General features: G+C 58.8%; 14 protein-coding genes. 6 read left to right on the top strand and 8 right to left on the bottom strand.

Annotation, left to right across the window (positions count from 1 at the left end; all coding sequences use genetic code 11):
* Window positions 1–3: 3 nt before the first annotated feature.
* Entirely contained in the window at window positions 4–921 is a 918-nt protein-coding gene (gene serB / locus QIT27_RS08235; protein WP_285263431.1) for a phosphoserine phosphatase SerB, read from the top strand.
* Window positions 922–996: 75 nt separating this feature from the next.
* Here serB and QIT27_RS08230 read toward each other — a convergent pair whose 3' ends face one another.
* The 7 genes from QIT27_RS08230 to QIT27_RS08200 all read right to left on the bottom strand — a co-directional run bounded on the left by QIT27_RS08230 (window position 997) and on the right by QIT27_RS08200 (window position 7,871).
* Window positions 997–1,848, bottom strand: coding sequence for a DUF6694 family lipoprotein (locus QIT27_RS08230; protein WP_350338766.1), 852 nt, complete (start codon window positions 1,846–1,848; stop codon window positions 997–999).
* A 185-nt stretch (window positions 1,849–2,033) separates the two neighbouring features.
* Window positions 2,034–2,420: a Na+/H+ antiporter subunit G gene (locus QIT27_RS08225; protein ID WP_159342615.1), complete on the bottom strand. Its 387-nt coding sequence runs from the start codon at window positions 2,418–2,420 to the stop codon at window positions 2,034–2,036.
* Window positions 2,421–2,442: 22 nt separating this feature from the next.
* On the bottom strand, window positions 2,443–2,712 hold the full coding sequence (locus tag QIT27_RS08220) for a K+/H+ antiporter subunit F (protein ID WP_066317677.1): 270 nt from the start codon (window positions 2,710–2,712) through the stop codon (window positions 2,443–2,445).
* Window positions 2,706–3,203 carry a Na+/H+ antiporter subunit E gene (locus QIT27_RS08215; protein ID WP_159342614.1) on the bottom strand — a complete coding sequence of 166 codons (498 nt, stop codon included), beginning with the start codon at window positions 3,201–3,203 and terminating at the stop codon, window positions 2,706–2,708. The genes QIT27_RS08220 and QIT27_RS08215 overlap by 7 nt, the downstream gene beginning before the upstream one ends.
* A complete protein-coding gene (locus QIT27_RS08210) occupies window positions 3,200–4,711 on the bottom strand; it encodes a monovalent cation/H+ antiporter subunit D (protein ID WP_285263430.1) in 1,512 nt (503 codons plus the stop codon). Before QIT27_RS08210 ends, QIT27_RS08215 begins: the two co-directional genes overlap by 4 nt.
* The gene (locus QIT27_RS08205) at window positions 4,708–5,040 is read right to left on the bottom strand and encodes a Na+/H+ antiporter subunit C (protein WP_253015902.1); all 333 of its coding nucleotides are present in this window, start codon (window positions 5,038–5,040) and stop codon (window positions 4,708–4,710) included. Before QIT27_RS08205 ends, QIT27_RS08210 begins: the two co-directional genes overlap by 4 nt.
* Window positions 5,040–7,871 (bottom strand): monovalent cation/H+ antiporter subunit A, encoded by a 2,832-nt coding sequence (locus tag QIT27_RS08200; RefSeq protein WP_285263429.1) that lies wholly within the window; start codon window positions 7,869–7,871, stop codon window positions 5,040–5,042. The genes QIT27_RS08205 and QIT27_RS08200 overlap by 1 nt, the downstream gene beginning before the upstream one ends.
* A gap of 160 nt (window positions 7,872–8,031) precedes the next feature.
* Here QIT27_RS08200 and QIT27_RS08195 point away from each other — a divergent pair, with 160 nt between their 5' ends.
* The 3 genes from QIT27_RS08195 to QIT27_RS08185 are packed head-to-tail and all read left to right on the top strand — an operon-like array spanning window position 8,032 to window position 11,749.
* Window positions 8,032–8,904: an ion transporter gene (locus QIT27_RS08195; protein WP_285263428.1), complete on the top strand. Its 873-nt coding sequence runs from the start codon at window positions 8,032–8,034 to the stop codon at window positions 8,902–8,904.
* A 16-nt stretch (window positions 8,905–8,920) separates the two neighbouring features.
* Window positions 8,921–10,627 carry a 2-isopropylmalate synthase gene (gene leuA, locus QIT27_RS08190; RefSeq protein WP_285263427.1) on the top strand — a complete coding sequence of 569 codons (1,707 nt, stop codon included), beginning with the start codon at window positions 8,921–8,923 and terminating at the stop codon, window positions 10,625–10,627.
* Complete coding sequence (locus QIT27_RS08185) at window positions 10,628–11,749, top strand: hypothetical protein (RefSeq protein ID WP_285263426.1); 1,122 nt, start codon at window positions 10,628–10,630, stop codon at window positions 11,747–11,749.
* 108 nt (window positions 11,750–11,857) lie between these two features.
* Here the strand turns inward: QIT27_RS08185 and epmB are convergent, their stop codons facing one another.
* Window positions 11,858–12,880 (bottom strand): EF-P beta-lysylation protein EpmB, encoded by a 1,023-nt coding sequence (epmB, locus tag QIT27_RS08180; protein ID WP_285263425.1) that lies wholly within the window; start codon window positions 12,878–12,880, stop codon window positions 11,858–11,860.
* Between the two features lie 128 nt (window positions 12,881–13,008).
* On the opposite strand from epmB, the gene efp reads away from it, so the two are divergent.
* Together efp and epmA are read left to right on the top strand one after the other, a co-directional pair.
* Complete coding sequence (gene efp, locus QIT27_RS08175) at window positions 13,009–13,575, top strand: elongation factor P (protein WP_139527117.1); 567 nt, start codon at window positions 13,009–13,011, stop codon at window positions 13,573–13,575.
* Between the two features lie 99 nt (window positions 13,576–13,674).
* A complete protein-coding gene (gene epmA / locus QIT27_RS08170; RefSeq protein WP_253015930.1) occupies window positions 13,675–14,655 on the top strand; it encodes an EF-P lysine aminoacylase EpmA in 981 nt (326 codons plus the stop codon).
* Window positions 14,656–14,661 lie beyond the last annotated feature (6 nt).

Below are 14,661 nucleotides of genomic sequence, written 5' to 3'. Positions count from 1 at the left end.
TGGATGGCACGCGGAAATGTGGTGGTCACGCTGTTGGCGCCGCGCCTGACGGCGACGGTAGAGCTTGCCGTGGCGTCGCTCATGGAGCAGTTCGGTTTACAGGAGGAGCGTCGCCAGACGCTGGCGGACACGGCACAGGGTAGCGCGATGGATTGCCTAGAGCTTCACGCGAGTGGCGCGCCCGAATCGCTGACGGCACTGCGCCAAGCGGCGCTGGCGCTGGGTGACACCCACGGTGTGGATCTCGTCGTGCAACCACCCCGACCAACGGATGCGCCGCGCCTGGTTTGCTTCGACATGGACTCAACGTTGATCCAAGCGGAAGTGATCGACGAGTTGGCCCGTCGCCATGGCGTAGGTCAAGAAGTGGCAGACGTGACCGAGCGGGCCATGCGCGGCGAGCTGGACTTCAAGGCTAGCTTTCGAGAGCGTATGAGCAAGCTGGAGGGCCTGGAGGAGTCGGTGCTGGCCAGTATTGCTGCAGAGCTGCCGCTGATGGAAGGTGTCGAACGCTTGATGGCGAATTTGAAACGCTTGGGTTACCGGACGGTGATTCTGTCCGGCGGTTTCACCTACTTTGCCCGCTACCTTCAAGAGCGGCTTGGGTTTGACGAAATTCATGCCAACGAGCTGGTCATCGAGCAAGGCAAAGTGACCGGCGCAGTTCAGGAACCCATCGTCGATGCCGAGCGTAAAGCGGCGCTATTGACGCAGATTGCCGAGCGCGAAGGCGTGCCGCTGGCGCAAACCGTTGCCGTCGGCGATGGTGCGAACGATCTGAAAATGCTCGCAACGGCGGGGTTGGGCGTGGCGTTCCGTGCTAAACCGTTGGTGCGTGCTGAAGCACGCCAAGCGATCTCCGTCGCGGGGTTGGATGGCGTGCTGTACCTGCTTGGCTATAGCGACGCAGAGCTAACCTAAGCCAGACGACGCGGGTCAACGTAAAACGGCGGTGCTGGTTAGCACCGCCGTTTTTGTGGATCACCTGCGCGTCGCTTAGCTGTCAGCGGCTTGGTCGTCCGTGGCTTGGGTGCGTATGCCGCCGTACTCGGTTCGCAGCGACTCAAGCCGCGCGGTCTCACTCTCGGTTAGCGGGGGCGCATTCCACAACGGCTCACCGTCGGCATCGTTGACGCCTAACAGCGTGAGCGACAGTTCGGCATTGCGGGGAATCTGATCGTTGCCCCAAGGCCCAAAGCGATTGGGCGCCAGGCTCCAGGTGTCGCTCTCACCAGGAGCAAGGCCACCGGCAATCACGTAGTAGAAGGTTTCATCCACCCAGGCGACTTCCCTATCGGGGCTTTCCAGTAGCCCGCGCAGCATGAGTTCTGAAATGGGCTGGTCCCCGCCGTTCGTGACCGTCAGCTCGATCACCGGCTCTAGTGCGCCGTAGGGGCTGGTACTGAGATAGTAGCGAGCGCTATCGATACGAATTTGCGCTAAACGCTCCTGGTCACGCTCGGCGCTGGCCTGTTTGGCTTCTAGCCGGTTAAGTGTGCGCAGTGCCTGCTCGCGCTCACGTGCGCGCCGTTCGCGAAGCATGTTATCGGCACGCTCGATGATTTCATCCCCCGTCAACCCATGCATGTAGGCATTGGCCGACTCGGCAATTTCCGCCGCGTTCATGCGCTGTGGGTTGAAAAGATCGATACCGCTAAACGATGACATGGCAATGATCTTGAGCGCGGTATCGAACTCGTCGCGCTTATAGGTGGGCAGCGACTCACGCACTTCTTCGATCGAGACCACCGCAGCGGGCATGGAGCTGGTGTCGACGGTTGGATCGGAGCAGCCTGCCAGCACCAGAGCAGATAATGACAGTGCAGATAGCCTGAGTAGGCGCCACATGATGTACCTCACCTCGTAAAATCAATCGGCAAGAGCTTACCGGAAAGTGGCATTTGCCACTACTTTCTGTTGAGCGCGCTTCATACCGTTCGCCCGCGCGTTCGCTGTATGGTCAGCGGTTTAGATGGATCGCTCATAAAAAAAGCGCTGGCGGTTGCCAGCGCTTGAGGCGTGATTGACGGTGTTTAACCGTGCCCTTTGTCAGGGTGAGGCACCGGTTTGTCACCGACCTCTTCAGAGCGTAACTCGATTGGTTTGCCCTGGGTCTTTTGGGTGTGCTTCAACTGCAGGTGCAGGCCGGTTTTGGCCAGCAGGTGGGCGCTGACGGGCGCGGTGATAAACAGGAACAGCGTAATCAGCAGCTCCTGGATATCCGGCTTGCCATCGACGCTCCAGAAGTAGCCCATGGAGGCAATCAACATGCAGCCAATGCCCAGCGTGGTGGCTTTTGTAGGGCCGTGCAGGCGCATGTAGAAGTCACGCAGGTGCGCCATGCCAAGCGAGCCGATGAATACGAAGACTCCGCCTGCCAGTAGCAATAAAGAGATTAGCGCTTCAACTAGAAAGGGCATGACGCCACCTCATCGATCATGTTCATTCGATAATATCTCCGCGCAGGATGTATTTGCATACGGCCACCGTACTGATGAAGCCAAGCATGGCGATCAACAGGGCCGACTCGAAATAGGTCTTGCTGTTGAGCCACAAGCCGAGCAGTACGATCAGCGCGATGGAGTTGACGTACATGGTGTCCAGCGCCAGAACCCGATCAGGAAGATCAGGGCCAATCGTCAGGCGGTAGAGGTTCATCAGCAGGGCCATCACCACCAGCGCTAAGGTGATGTAGAGCGCAATACTCAGCATTCGTAGATCTCCTTGAGCGGCCGTTCGTAGCGTTCGCGTATTTGCTCAATGAGCGCTTCTTCATCGTCCACGTTCAACGCATGAATCAGCAGGGATTTGCCATCCATCCGCAGGTTGGCCGAAACGGTGCCGGGGGTCAGGCTGATCGTGCTGGCCAGCAGCGTGATGGTAAACCGCTCCTCCAGCATCAGCGGATACTCGATGAAGTGTGGCTTAAGCTTGCGCCATGGGTTGGCGATCAGATACGCCACCTCGAAGTTGGCGGTGACGATATCGCCCAACACCCGCAGGCCAAAACGCAGCAGCATCATGGGCTTACTGATGCGTGGCCGAGCATCCCAAAAGCGGTGGGTCAGCAAAGGAATCAGGATAGCCAGCGCGCCGCCCAGCACGAACTGGCCAAAGGCGTAGCTGCGTACCAGCAGCAGCCATACCAATAGCAGCAGTATCGACAGCACCGGGGTGGGCAGCCATTTGCGAGGGGTAATCATGGCGTCTCTCCTGCATCGGGCAGCAGCGTTTCGATCAGTTGTTGCGGGTTAGCGAGCTGCTCGCCGGTGGCTTGGGTATAGCTGCTCACCGGCCCGGCGAACGCCACCAGTAAAGGCGCAGCGCTGAGTAGCCAGAGCATGCCGAACCACTGGTAACGAGATAGCGGACTACCGCTTGGGCTACCCCGGTGGCTGCGCCAAAACAGCGTAGAGCCCGCGCGAGAGAGCGCGATCAGTGACGCTAGGCTGGCGAGCAGCAGCAGTGGCCATAACCACACGCGCTGAGTGCCTTCTGCCGCCACCAATACCATCGCTTTACCCAGCGCTCCTGACAGTGGCGGCATACCCACCACGGCAATCGCACCGATAAAAAAGGTGATAGCCAGGGCATTACCCTGAACCAGCGGGCGCCCTTTGACGATGCGTGTACCTGGCTTGCCGCGCTGCAGACCAATCATCTCAGCCAGCAGGAACAGGCCACCGGTGACTAGCGTGGTATGGATGAGATAGTAAAGCAGAGCGGAGGTGGCCTCTACGGAGCGCATGCCGACGCCCGCCAGTAGTGTGCCCACCGAAATCAGCACCAAGTAGGCCACCAGCAGGCGCAGGTCGCGAGCGGCCATCACGCCCACGCCAGCGGCGGCCAAGGTGGCTAGCGCTAGCCACCACACCCAAGGCTGCTCCAGCGCCACAAGTCCGCCAGCCTGCTCGCCAAAAATCAGCGAATAGACCCGCAGAATAGCGTAGATGCCCACCTTGGTCATGATCGCAAACAGCGCCGCCACCGGGGCAGGGGCCGCGGCATAAGCGCGGGGGAGCCAGAAATAGAGCGGTAAAATGGCAGCTTTGAGGCCAAAGACGACCAGCAGCATCAGCGCACCTGCGGTCACTAAGCCCTCACGCTCGGCGGGCAGGCTAGCGAGCTTATCGCCCATATCCGCCATATTGAGCGTGCCGGTGGCCCCATACAGAATGCCCACTGCAATCAAAAATAGCGACGAACCTGCCAGGTTAAGCACCACATAGTGAACGCTTGCCTGAATGCGCGCCTTGCCGCCACCGTGCAACAGCAGCGCGTAGGAGGCCAGCAACAGCACTTCGAAAAAGACGAACAGGTTGAACAAGTCGCCGGTCAAAAACGCACCGTTGATACCGAGCAACTGCCACTGAAACAGGCCGTGGAAGTTGCTGCCTTTTTCGTCGTCTCCACCGCAGGCAAACACCACGGCGCCCACGGCTAGAAGGGACGTGAGCAGCACCATCAGCGCGGAGAGGCGGTCGAGCACCAGCACGACGCCAAACGGTGGCTGCCAGTCGCCTAGGGCGTAATAGGTGACCTCACCGCTGGCGGCTTGGCGCACCAGGGCAATCGACACCAGCAACAGAAGCAGGGTGGCAATAACGCTCACAGCTCGCTTGTAGTGCACCAGCCCCTGGCGCTGGTAGAGCAATAAAATACCCGCGACCAGCGGTAGTACCACGGGCAACACAATTAGATGTTGAATCATTCGCGGTCTTCCTTTTTACCATCCACGTGGTCGTTACCCACTTCGCTGCGCGCCCGCATGGCAAGAATGACGACGAACGCCGTCATGGCAAAGCCGATGACGATAGCGGTGAGAACCAGCGCCTGGGGCAGCGGGTCGGCGAACTGTGAGTCTTCGTTCACCAGCGCGGCACCGTCCGTCGTCAGCCCGCCCATGGAGAACAGGAACAGGTTGACCGCATACGAGAGCAGTGTCAGGCCCACGACGACCGGGAACGTTCGTCCCCGTAGCGTCAGGTAAAGGCCGCAAGAGGTTAAGATACCCGTGGTAATGGCATAGAGCATTTCCATTAGTGGGATTCCTTTTCATTCGGCGTGTCGTGGGTGTCTGACGTCTTCGGGTCGGTCACCGGGCGGTGCGGTGTCGTCACCTTACCCAGGTTGGCCAGAATCATCAGCGTGGCTCCCACCACCGCGAGGTACACACCCAAGTCAAACAGCAGGGCCGTGGCAAGCTCGAAGGTGCCAATCAGCGGCAGGCTGAAATACCCAAACGACGAGGTCAGGAAGGGGTAACCCAACAGCCAGCTGCCTAGGCCGGTGAGCGTGGCAATGGCCACACCCACCACGGCGACCGGCTGGAAGGGGAAATTCAGGCGCTCTTGCGCCCACTCAACGCCCCGCGCCATGTACAGCAGAATCAAAGCAACAGCGGTAATCAAACCGGCAATGAAGCCACCGCCGGGCTGGTTATGACCGCGTAGGAAGATGAAGGCGGACACCAGCAGCGCCAGTGGCAGCAGCGTCATCGAGATGGAGGTCAGAATGGCCGGGTAGCGATCCGGTGACCAAACACGGCCTTCGCCGTCGCTGTGGGGCATGAACAGACGCAAGCGGTTGAGCAGCTTGAAGATCGCGAGACCCGCAATGGCCAGGACGGTAATTTCGCCCAGGGTATCGAAGCCACGGAAGTCGACCAGAATCACGTTGACCACGTTGTAGCCGCCGCCACCGGGTTTGCTGTTCTCGACGAAGAAGTTGGAGATCGAGAGCGTTTCGCGGGTCATCACCGCGTAGTTCAAGCTAGCGACCACCAGCCCCAGCGCACCGGCCAGCAGAATATCGCGCACGTTACGCATCGGGCTCGATTCGGTAGGGGTTTTTTGCGGCAAGAAGAACAATGCCAGCATCAGCAGAATCATCGTGACGACTTCCACCGAAAGCTGGGTCAAGGCGAGATCCGGGGCCGAAAAACGCGCAAAAGTGAGCGCTACGAACAGACCGACCACCGACAGCATCAACAGTGAAATCAAGCGGTAGCGGTGAGTCGCTGCGGTGGCAACCCCACCAAAAATGAGCATGCCTGCGCCTAGCAGCACCACGCCGTCGATGGGCTGATTGCCTTTGCTACCGGTCAATTCTTGAATACCGGCAAGGCCGATCAGTCCCATCAGCAGGGCGGCGCCCAGTAACCATCCCATATAGCGCTGTAAGGAGTTACCTTCCAGCTTAGTAATGATCTGCTCGGCGCGGTAACCCACGGTGATGATTAGCCGTTCGAACACGCGGCGCGCATCCACACTGGCGAAGGGCTGCACGAAACGGCGCAGATCGGCATGACGCCAGTACATGGCAATGCCTGCGGCAAAGGCCAGCAAGCTCATCATCAGCGGCAAATTTACGCCGTGCCAGATGGCGAGGTGGAACGACAACGGTTCGCCCAAAACGGCTTGGGTGGCTAGCTCTAGAATGCCTGTCGCGAAAAAGGCAGGGAATAGCCCCACCAGCACGCAGAGCGTCACCAGCAGTTCCACGGGCAAGCGCATCAGGTGGGGCGGCTCGTGGGGGGATTTAGGCGTTTGCTCGCGGGCTGGCTTATAGAACACCGCATGAACCAGCCGCAGCGAGTAAGCGACGGAGAGAATACCGCCCAGCGTTGCCAGTGCGGGCAGCACCCAGCTCAGACCGCCGAGTACCGGAGTGGCGAGCGTTTCGGTAAAGAACATCTCTTTCGAGAGGAAGCCGTTAAACAGCGGCACCCCCGCCATGGCGGCGGCGGCCAAGGTGGTGAGCAGCGCGGTGACCGGCATCGCTTTTCTGAGCCCGCCAAGCTGCTTCAGCTCTCGGGTGCCGGTTTCATGGTCGATGATGCCCGCGCTCATGAACAGCGCCGCTTTGAAGGTGGCGTGGTTCAGGATATGGAACAGCGCGGCCAACACGGCCATGGGGCTGCCAATGCCCAGCAGGACGGTGATCAACCCCAAATGGCTGACGGTCGAAAACGCCAGAATGCCTTTCAAGTCGGTTTTGAACAGCGCAAACCACGCGCCGTAAAGCAGCGTGATGGTACCTACCAGCGGCACGACCACGCTCCACAATGCGCTATCCGCAATGGCGGGGTGCAACCGCGCCATTAAGAAAATACCCGCTTTCACCATAGTGGCCGAGTGCAGGTAGGCAGAAACGGGCGTAGGGGCTGCCATGGCGTGGGGGAGCCAGAACTGGAAGGGGAACTGCGCGGATTTGGTGAACGCGCCCAGCAGCACAAGCCCCAGCATCAGTGGGTAGCGTGGATCCGTCACGATGGTCGCGCCGCTGGCCAGCACGTCATCCATGCGATAGCTACCGGCCATGTCGCCCAGCAGCAGCAAGCCTGCAAGAAGCGCTAGCCCCCCCGCGCCGGTTACGGTCAGCGCCATGCGCGCGCCTTTGCGGGCATCGCTGCGATAGGACCAAAAGCCAATCAGCAGGAAGGAGGAGAGACTGGTCAGCTCCCAAAACAGCCAGAGCAGGATGAGGTTGTCGGACATGGAAATGCCCACCATCGATGCCATGAACAGCATCAGGAAAGCGTAAAAACGTCCGAAAGGCTCATCGCTTGCCAAGTAAAAATGGGCATACAATAGGATCAATAGCCCAATGCCCAGAATGAGCAGGTTGAAGAGCAGTGACAGGCCATCGAGACGAAACGCAAGCTCCAGGCCGAGGGTGGGCATCCAGTCGGCCGCAAAACGCAGCGCCTCGCCCTCCAGCAAAGCAGGAATTTGCAGTAGCGTGAGTAGCAGTGCCGTTGCTGGCAATATGCCCGTGGCGAGCGAGCACCAAGTGCGGCCGCGTTGGGCAGTCAGTGCCGGCACCAGTACGCCCAGTAATGGCAGTAAGGCGATCCACAGCAGTGTCATGAGGTCATCCAGCGCAAAAAATCAAAAAAATCGCCAGAGCAACGAAGGTTGCCCTGGAGGCGAAGATACATCAAGTGAAACAACAGGATATCACTTGTATGGAAGGTGTGTGATTTTAGTATAAAGTGTTGACGTTAACCGTTGAGAGACTCCTTGTTCCATGAGTGAACCCTTCAATACCTGGCAAGCCCGTTTTGAAAAGCTGCGTAGCAACAAGCTGTTCGAAGGGCTGGTCATTTCCATCATCGTGATCTCGGCGCTGGTCATTGGCGCGAAAACCTACGAAGAAACCACTCGTATCGAGCAGTGGTTGCTCTACCTCGATGTGGCCGTCACGGTGTTCTTCCTGGTCGAGATTTTGATCAGAATGGCAGCAGAGCGCAACTTAGTCAGCTTTTTTAAGAAGGGCTGGAACGTTTTTGACTTCTTGATCGTCACCGCCAGCCTGATTCCCATGGATGACTCGGAGATGGTGCTGTTAGCGCGGCTGCTGCGAATTTTCCGTGTGCTGCGCTTGGTGTCGATGATTCCCGAACTACAGATGCTGCTGGGCGCGTTGGTCAAATCGATTCCCCGCATGGGCTACGTGGTGCTGCTCATGTTTATCATCTTTTATATCTACGCGGCGTTGGGCAGCTTTCTCTTCCACAACGTGGATGAGTTTTTGTGGGGCAACATCTCCATTGCCATGTTGACGCTGTTTCGTATCGCGACGTTCGAGGACTGGACGGACGTGATGTACGCCACGCAAGAGGAGTATGCCTGGAGCTGGGTGTACTACCTGACGTTCATTTTTCTCACGGCATTCATTTTTCTTAACATGATGATTGGCATCGTGTTGGACGTAATGCAAAAAGAGAGCGCACAGCTCGATACCGATGACGAGGAGGGCGAACCGGCGCAGCTGCAGGCGCTGCGTGGCGATGTCCACGCGTTGAAAGCACAGCTCGATCGCATGGAAGCCGCCCTGGCGGAGCGACAAAGGCCTTCTGTTTCCTCTCATCGCCCTTCCGATTCTTCTACAACCGATTAACGATAGGAGCGCCGCTATGATGCTGTCCGACCCCTCCAAGAAGTATCGCCCCTTCGTGGCCGTGGATCTGCCTGATCGACAGTGGCCAAGCCAACGTATCGACACGCCGCCCATCTGGTGCAGCGTGGATCTGCGCGACGGCAACCAGTCGCTGATTGACCCGATGGATCAAGAGCGCAAACAGCGCCTGTTCGACATGCTGTTGAAGATCGGATTCAAAGAGATCGAGGTGGGCTTTCCCTCTGCATCGCAGACCGATTTTGATTTCGTTCGCTCGCTGATCGAGCAAAACAAGATTCCCGAAGACGTGACCATTCAAGTGCTGACCCAAGCGCGTCCGCACCTGATTGAGCGCACCTTCGAAGCGCTGAAAGGCGTCAAGAACGCCATCGTGCACGTTTATAACGCCACCGACCCGATGTTCCGCCGGGTGGTGTTCAACGTGGATAAAACCGAGTGTATCCAAATTGCCGTGGATGCTACCGCGCAGATTCGCTATTTGATGGCGGCCAACCCGGAAACGAACTGGACCTTCCAGTACTCTCCTGAGCTATTCACCACCACGGAGATGGAGTTCGCGGTCGAGATCGTCGAAGCGGTGATGGACACTTTTGGCCCCAGCGTCGACAACAAAATGATCGTCAATCTGCCCGCCACGGTCGAAGTCGCCACGCCCAACAACTACGCCGACCAGATCGAGTGGTTCTGTCGCCATGTCAAAAAGCGCGATACCTTGATCGTCAGCGTTCATCCGCACAACGATCGCGGCACCGGCGTTGCGGCGGCCGAACTGACGCTAATGGCGGGGGCGGATCGCGTCGAGGGCACGCTATTTGGCAACGGCGAGCGTACTGGCAACGTGGATATCGTCACGCTGGCGATGAACATGTATACCCAAGGGGTGAATCCTCAGCTCGATTTCTCCAATATCACCCCGATCATGCGCGAAGCCGAGTACTGCAATCAGCTGCCCGTTCACCCGCGCCATCCGTATGTGGGCGATTTGGTCTTTACTGCGTTCTCAGGCTCTCATCAGGATGCCATCAAAAAAGGCATGGCTGACCGTCGCGCCCATCCAGAAGCGCCGTGGGACGTTCCCTACCTCCCCATCGACCCGCTGGACGTAGGCCGCAGCTACGAAGCGGTTATCCGCGTGAACAGCCAGTCAGGCAAAGGCGGCATCTCTTACCTGTTAGAACAGGAGCACGGTATCGAGCTGCCCCGCAGGCTCTCCATCGAGTTCAGCCAAGTGGTGCAGGAAGTGGCGGACCGCACCGGTAAAGAGATCACCTCACAAATGATCTACCAAGCCTTTGCCGATGAGTATTTAGAGCAGCGGTCACCGCTGGCACTGGTGAATCACCGTCTTTCCTCCGAGCCAGATAGCCCCAAAGTCGCGCTAGAGGCCATTGTCGAAAACGGCGGCCAGCGGCAAACCCTGACCGGTGAAGGCAACGGCCCGCTGGCAGCGTTCATCAAAGCGCTGGTGGCGAGCGGCCAAGAGGTCGAAATCATTGACTATCATGAACACTCCCGCGGCCAAGGGGCGGATGCCGAAGCGATCGCGTACGTGGAAGTACGCATTGATGGCAAAGCCGTATTTGGCGTAGGTACCGATGAAAGCATCACTAGCGCCTCCATGAAAGGCGTGCTGAGTGCAATCAATCGCCACTACTCGACGCAGCCTGCGGCGGCCAATGTGACGGCGGAGTCGTTAGGGTAAATGCTCAAACGGCCTTGGCTGTTCATCGTATTAGTCGCCATGGCCCTGGCGGGACTGCTCTCGCTGACGGCCTCCGATGATCCGTTTGAAGAGACGTTGGTACGCTTGGAAGTAGAGCGGGCACTGCCCGCTCTTGAGCCCACGTTTCAAGAAGATTCTGCTGAGATCAACGCACTGTTTCTTCACTATGCGTCGGATCAAGCGCTATGGATGAGCGCCGCGTTGGCGATATTACGCCACGGTGATATCGCTCGAAGCACGCTTCTCGATTATGGGTTATCGCCCCAATTCCAACAGGTGTTGGTGCGCTTCGGAGCGGATGCGGTGCTGCCTATCAGCTACTTCCGCGATCACGACGTGACGACGCTGCGTGCCCAGCACTGGATAGGCGAGCGCTATCAGCAAGTCAGCCGCTGGTGGGGCGATGAGCCATCGGATTCCGATGAGCTGGGTGACGCAGACGTAGAGGTGGCCATGGCCGAGCTAACCCCTTTGCGGCGTGGTCAGATGGGAATTGCGTTACTCGACAGCAACGGCCATGGGCTGCTCAACCAGTTTGTCGTGGATGACGAAGGCAACGTGGCGTGGCTGCAAGGGGAGCGTCTGGTTTCCGGCGTAGGCGACTTTTTCACCAGCGGCCTACGTGACTTAGAAAGCCAGTGGCGGCGTGGCGAGGCAATAGGCGCAAGCGATCTGGGCTGGGCGGGTGTTGATCTGCTGGTAATGGCCAGTACTGTGAAGGTACTCCGCGCTGGAAGAGCCGCTCGTACGGCTCGTGTGGGTGGCGTCGAGGCGCAGGCTGCTCGCACGGGTGTGCGTCAAGGGATCGTTGCCACAAGCGGGCGCTTCGCAACGCTGCCGCGCATGGCCAAAGTTGCAGCGGTCGCTGGCACGGCTTATGTGGTCATTCGCCACCCCAGCTTGGTCAGCGCACTGGGCACCCATCTATCTCACTGGCTAGGCTGGCCAACGTGGCTCGGGCAGTTTCTGGTCTGGTTGATTGTACTGTTGCCAGTCTTGTTTATTGCCCGGTTCGTTTACCGCTGGCTACTGAGGCCGCTGCTTTGGGTGCTTTTGCCTGCTATGCGGCTGAGCGTTAAAGCGTCTACCCGAGCCTTCTAAGCTTGGATTGGCTTATAAAAATTTACGCAAATCGCCCAGCGCTGCCAATAACAGTACTTGGCGATGTTGCATGTCTAGCCGCGACGCCTTGCAAGACCATTGAGCGGGCTACAAAGGTGTTTTGCTCATCTTGCCTGGCACTTCGCGTACCAGCCTCGGCATGAGAAAGCCGGGCAGGTGTTCCAGCAGCGCTTGTATGAGCGCTTGCGCCTCACTGTCCGGCACGTCAAAGTGCGCGGCGCCCTGGACCGGGTCGAGCACGTGCAGGTAGTAGGGCAGTACGCCTGCTTCAAACAGCCGTTCCGAGAGGGCCGCGAGGGTGGTGACGCTGTCGTTGATGCCCCGTAATAGAACGCTCTGGTTTAGCAGCGTGACGCCTGCCTGTTTCAAGCGCGTGCAGGCATCCAACACGGCTTGGTCGATCTCGTTGGCGTGGTTGATATGCAGCACGACGACTTTTTGTAAGCGGGTGCTACCCAGCCAGCCAAGCAAACTTTCATCCACGCGGTCGGGAATGACCACGGGCAAGCGAGTATGAATACGCAGCCGTTTCAGGTGAGGAATGCTTTCTAACTGTTTGACCAGCCACGCCAACTGCCGGTCGCTGGCGGCAAGGGGGTCGCCTCCGGATAGGATCGCCTCGTGAATCGTGGTGTCGGCACGCAGGTAGTCCAGCGCTTCCTGCCACTGAGCGCGTGAAGGGGAGTTCTCGTGATAAGGAAAGTGGCGGCGAAAACAGTAGCGGCAGTTGATCGCGCAGGCTGGGCTGGCAATCAGGAGTACACGATTCGCATACTTATGGATCAGTCCTTTGACAGGGCGATGGTCGGCCTCTTCTAGCGGGTCGGTCACGTAGCCAGGCGGCGCGGCGGCTTCGTCACCCGTTGGTAAGATTTGGCGTAGCAGTGGATCATTGGGGTCGTTTGGTACAATGCGCGCCAGATAAGCGTCAGGGACGCAAATCTCGAAGAGCCCATGCCCAGCCTGCGCGCCCGCCACCCACGCTTGGCTCAACCCCAGGCGTTGGCAGAGTACGGCGGGGTCGCGAACGGCTTGGGAAAGCTGGCGCTGCCAGGCGCTCTGAGTCTGGGCAGCGGCCTGCTGAGCAGCGATAATGATGTTCTCCTGCAAAAAGCCCTCCTTCGGGTTATCATGCGCGCACTTAGCGACGACGCTGCGATTGGCAGCGTGATGGGCGAGTAGGGTGTCTCACGGCCCATACTGAAATAGACGATTGAAACAGACCATTGAGAGGCATTATGGCGAACTATTCTACCAACGAATTCAAAGCAGGTTTAAAAGTAATGCTCGACGGCGATCCTTGTTCGATCGTCGAGAACGAGCTGGTGAAGCCGGGCAAGGGCCAGGCGTTCAACCGCGTCAAGCTGCGTAACCTGATGACTGGTCGTGTGGGTGAGCGCACGTTCAAGTCGGGTGACTCCTTGGAAGGCGCTGACGTCATGGACCTCGAGATGGAGTACCTCTACACCGACGGTGATATGTGGCACTTCATGAAGACCGACGGCTCTTTCGAGCAGTATGCGGTAGAGAAAAAGGCTCTCGGTGACACCGAAAAATGGCTCAAAGAGCAGGTGCCGTATACGCTGACGCTTTGGAACGACAAGGCGATCTCGGTCACGCCGCCCAACTTCATCGAGTTGGAAGTGGTCGAAACCGACCCCGGTTTGAAGGGCGACACGGCGCAGGGCGGCTCCAAGCCTGCCACGCTCTCTTCGGGTGCCGTGGTTCGCGTACCGCTGTTCATCAACCAGGGTGAAGTGCTGAAAATCGACACCCGTTCTGGTGAGTACGTATCACGCGCTTAATCGCGCGATGATAAAAGCGACCGATCCAGTCGCTTAAGCATTTCATTCATAAAGCCACGCGATACTGTTGCGTGGCTTTATGTCGTTAGGGAGAAGGGAATGACACTGAACTGGCAGCCAACGGCAACGGTGGGCACCCTGCGCGAGCGCGCCCGCTTGATCGCCACGGTGCGCGCTTTTTTTGCCGCGCGGGACATATGGGAAGTGGAGACGCCAGTGCTCGGCCAAGGAGGCAGTACCGATGTGCATTTGGTGTCGTTAGCGACGCTTGCCCGCACCGATAAAGGTCAGCGCAAACTATGGCTGCAAACCTCGCCTGAGTTTCATATGAAGCGACTGCTGGCGGCGGACAGCGGTCCCATTTTTCAGCTGGCAAAAAGCTTTCGTGATGGCGAAGTGGGCGCGCGGCACAATATCGAGTTCACCATGCTGGAGTGGTACCGCCCTGGTTTCACGCTGGCGCAGTTGATAGAGGAGACAACGGCGCTGGTGGCGCACGTGTTGCCGCAGCCACCGGGCCCGGTAGTGCACTACCGCTATCGGGAGCTCTTTCATCGCCACTTGGAAGTGGACCCGTTCACCACGTCGCTGGACACGTTGCGAACGCTAGCAGCACAGCGAGGCAATATGTCGGCCCACGCGCTGGCCGAGGAGGGGCGAGATACCTGTTTGGATCTGCTGATGGGCATGGTCATCGAGCCCACGCTGGGGCAGCAGGAGCTTAGCGTGGTCGTCGACTACCCAGCGAGCCAAGCGGCGCTGGCGCGACGCCATCAGGATGCCGACGGCGAATGGGTGGCGTCACGCTTTGAGCTATATCTGAACGGCATCGAGCTCGCCAACGGCTACGACGAGCTGACCGATGCCGAGGAGCAGCGCCAGCGTTTCGACGCCGATAATGCCGAGCGTCGCCGGTTGGGGCTCCCTGAGGTGGATGTCGATGTTCATCTACTGGCAGCGCTCGAGCAGGGGCTGCCAGCCTCTTCCGGCGTGGCGCTGGGGCTGGATCGTTTGATCCAATTAGCGCTGGGTAAAGCGCGCCTGGAAGAGGTCTTGGCGTTTTCGACGGCTAACTGCTAACGAACG

The organism is Halomonas sp. LC1, assembly GCF_030247125.1.
Taxonomy (GTDB): domain Bacteria; phylum Pseudomonadota; class Gammaproteobacteria; order Pseudomonadales; family Halomonadaceae; genus Vreelandella.
This window is presented reverse-complemented; position numbering and strand designations above follow the sequence as displayed.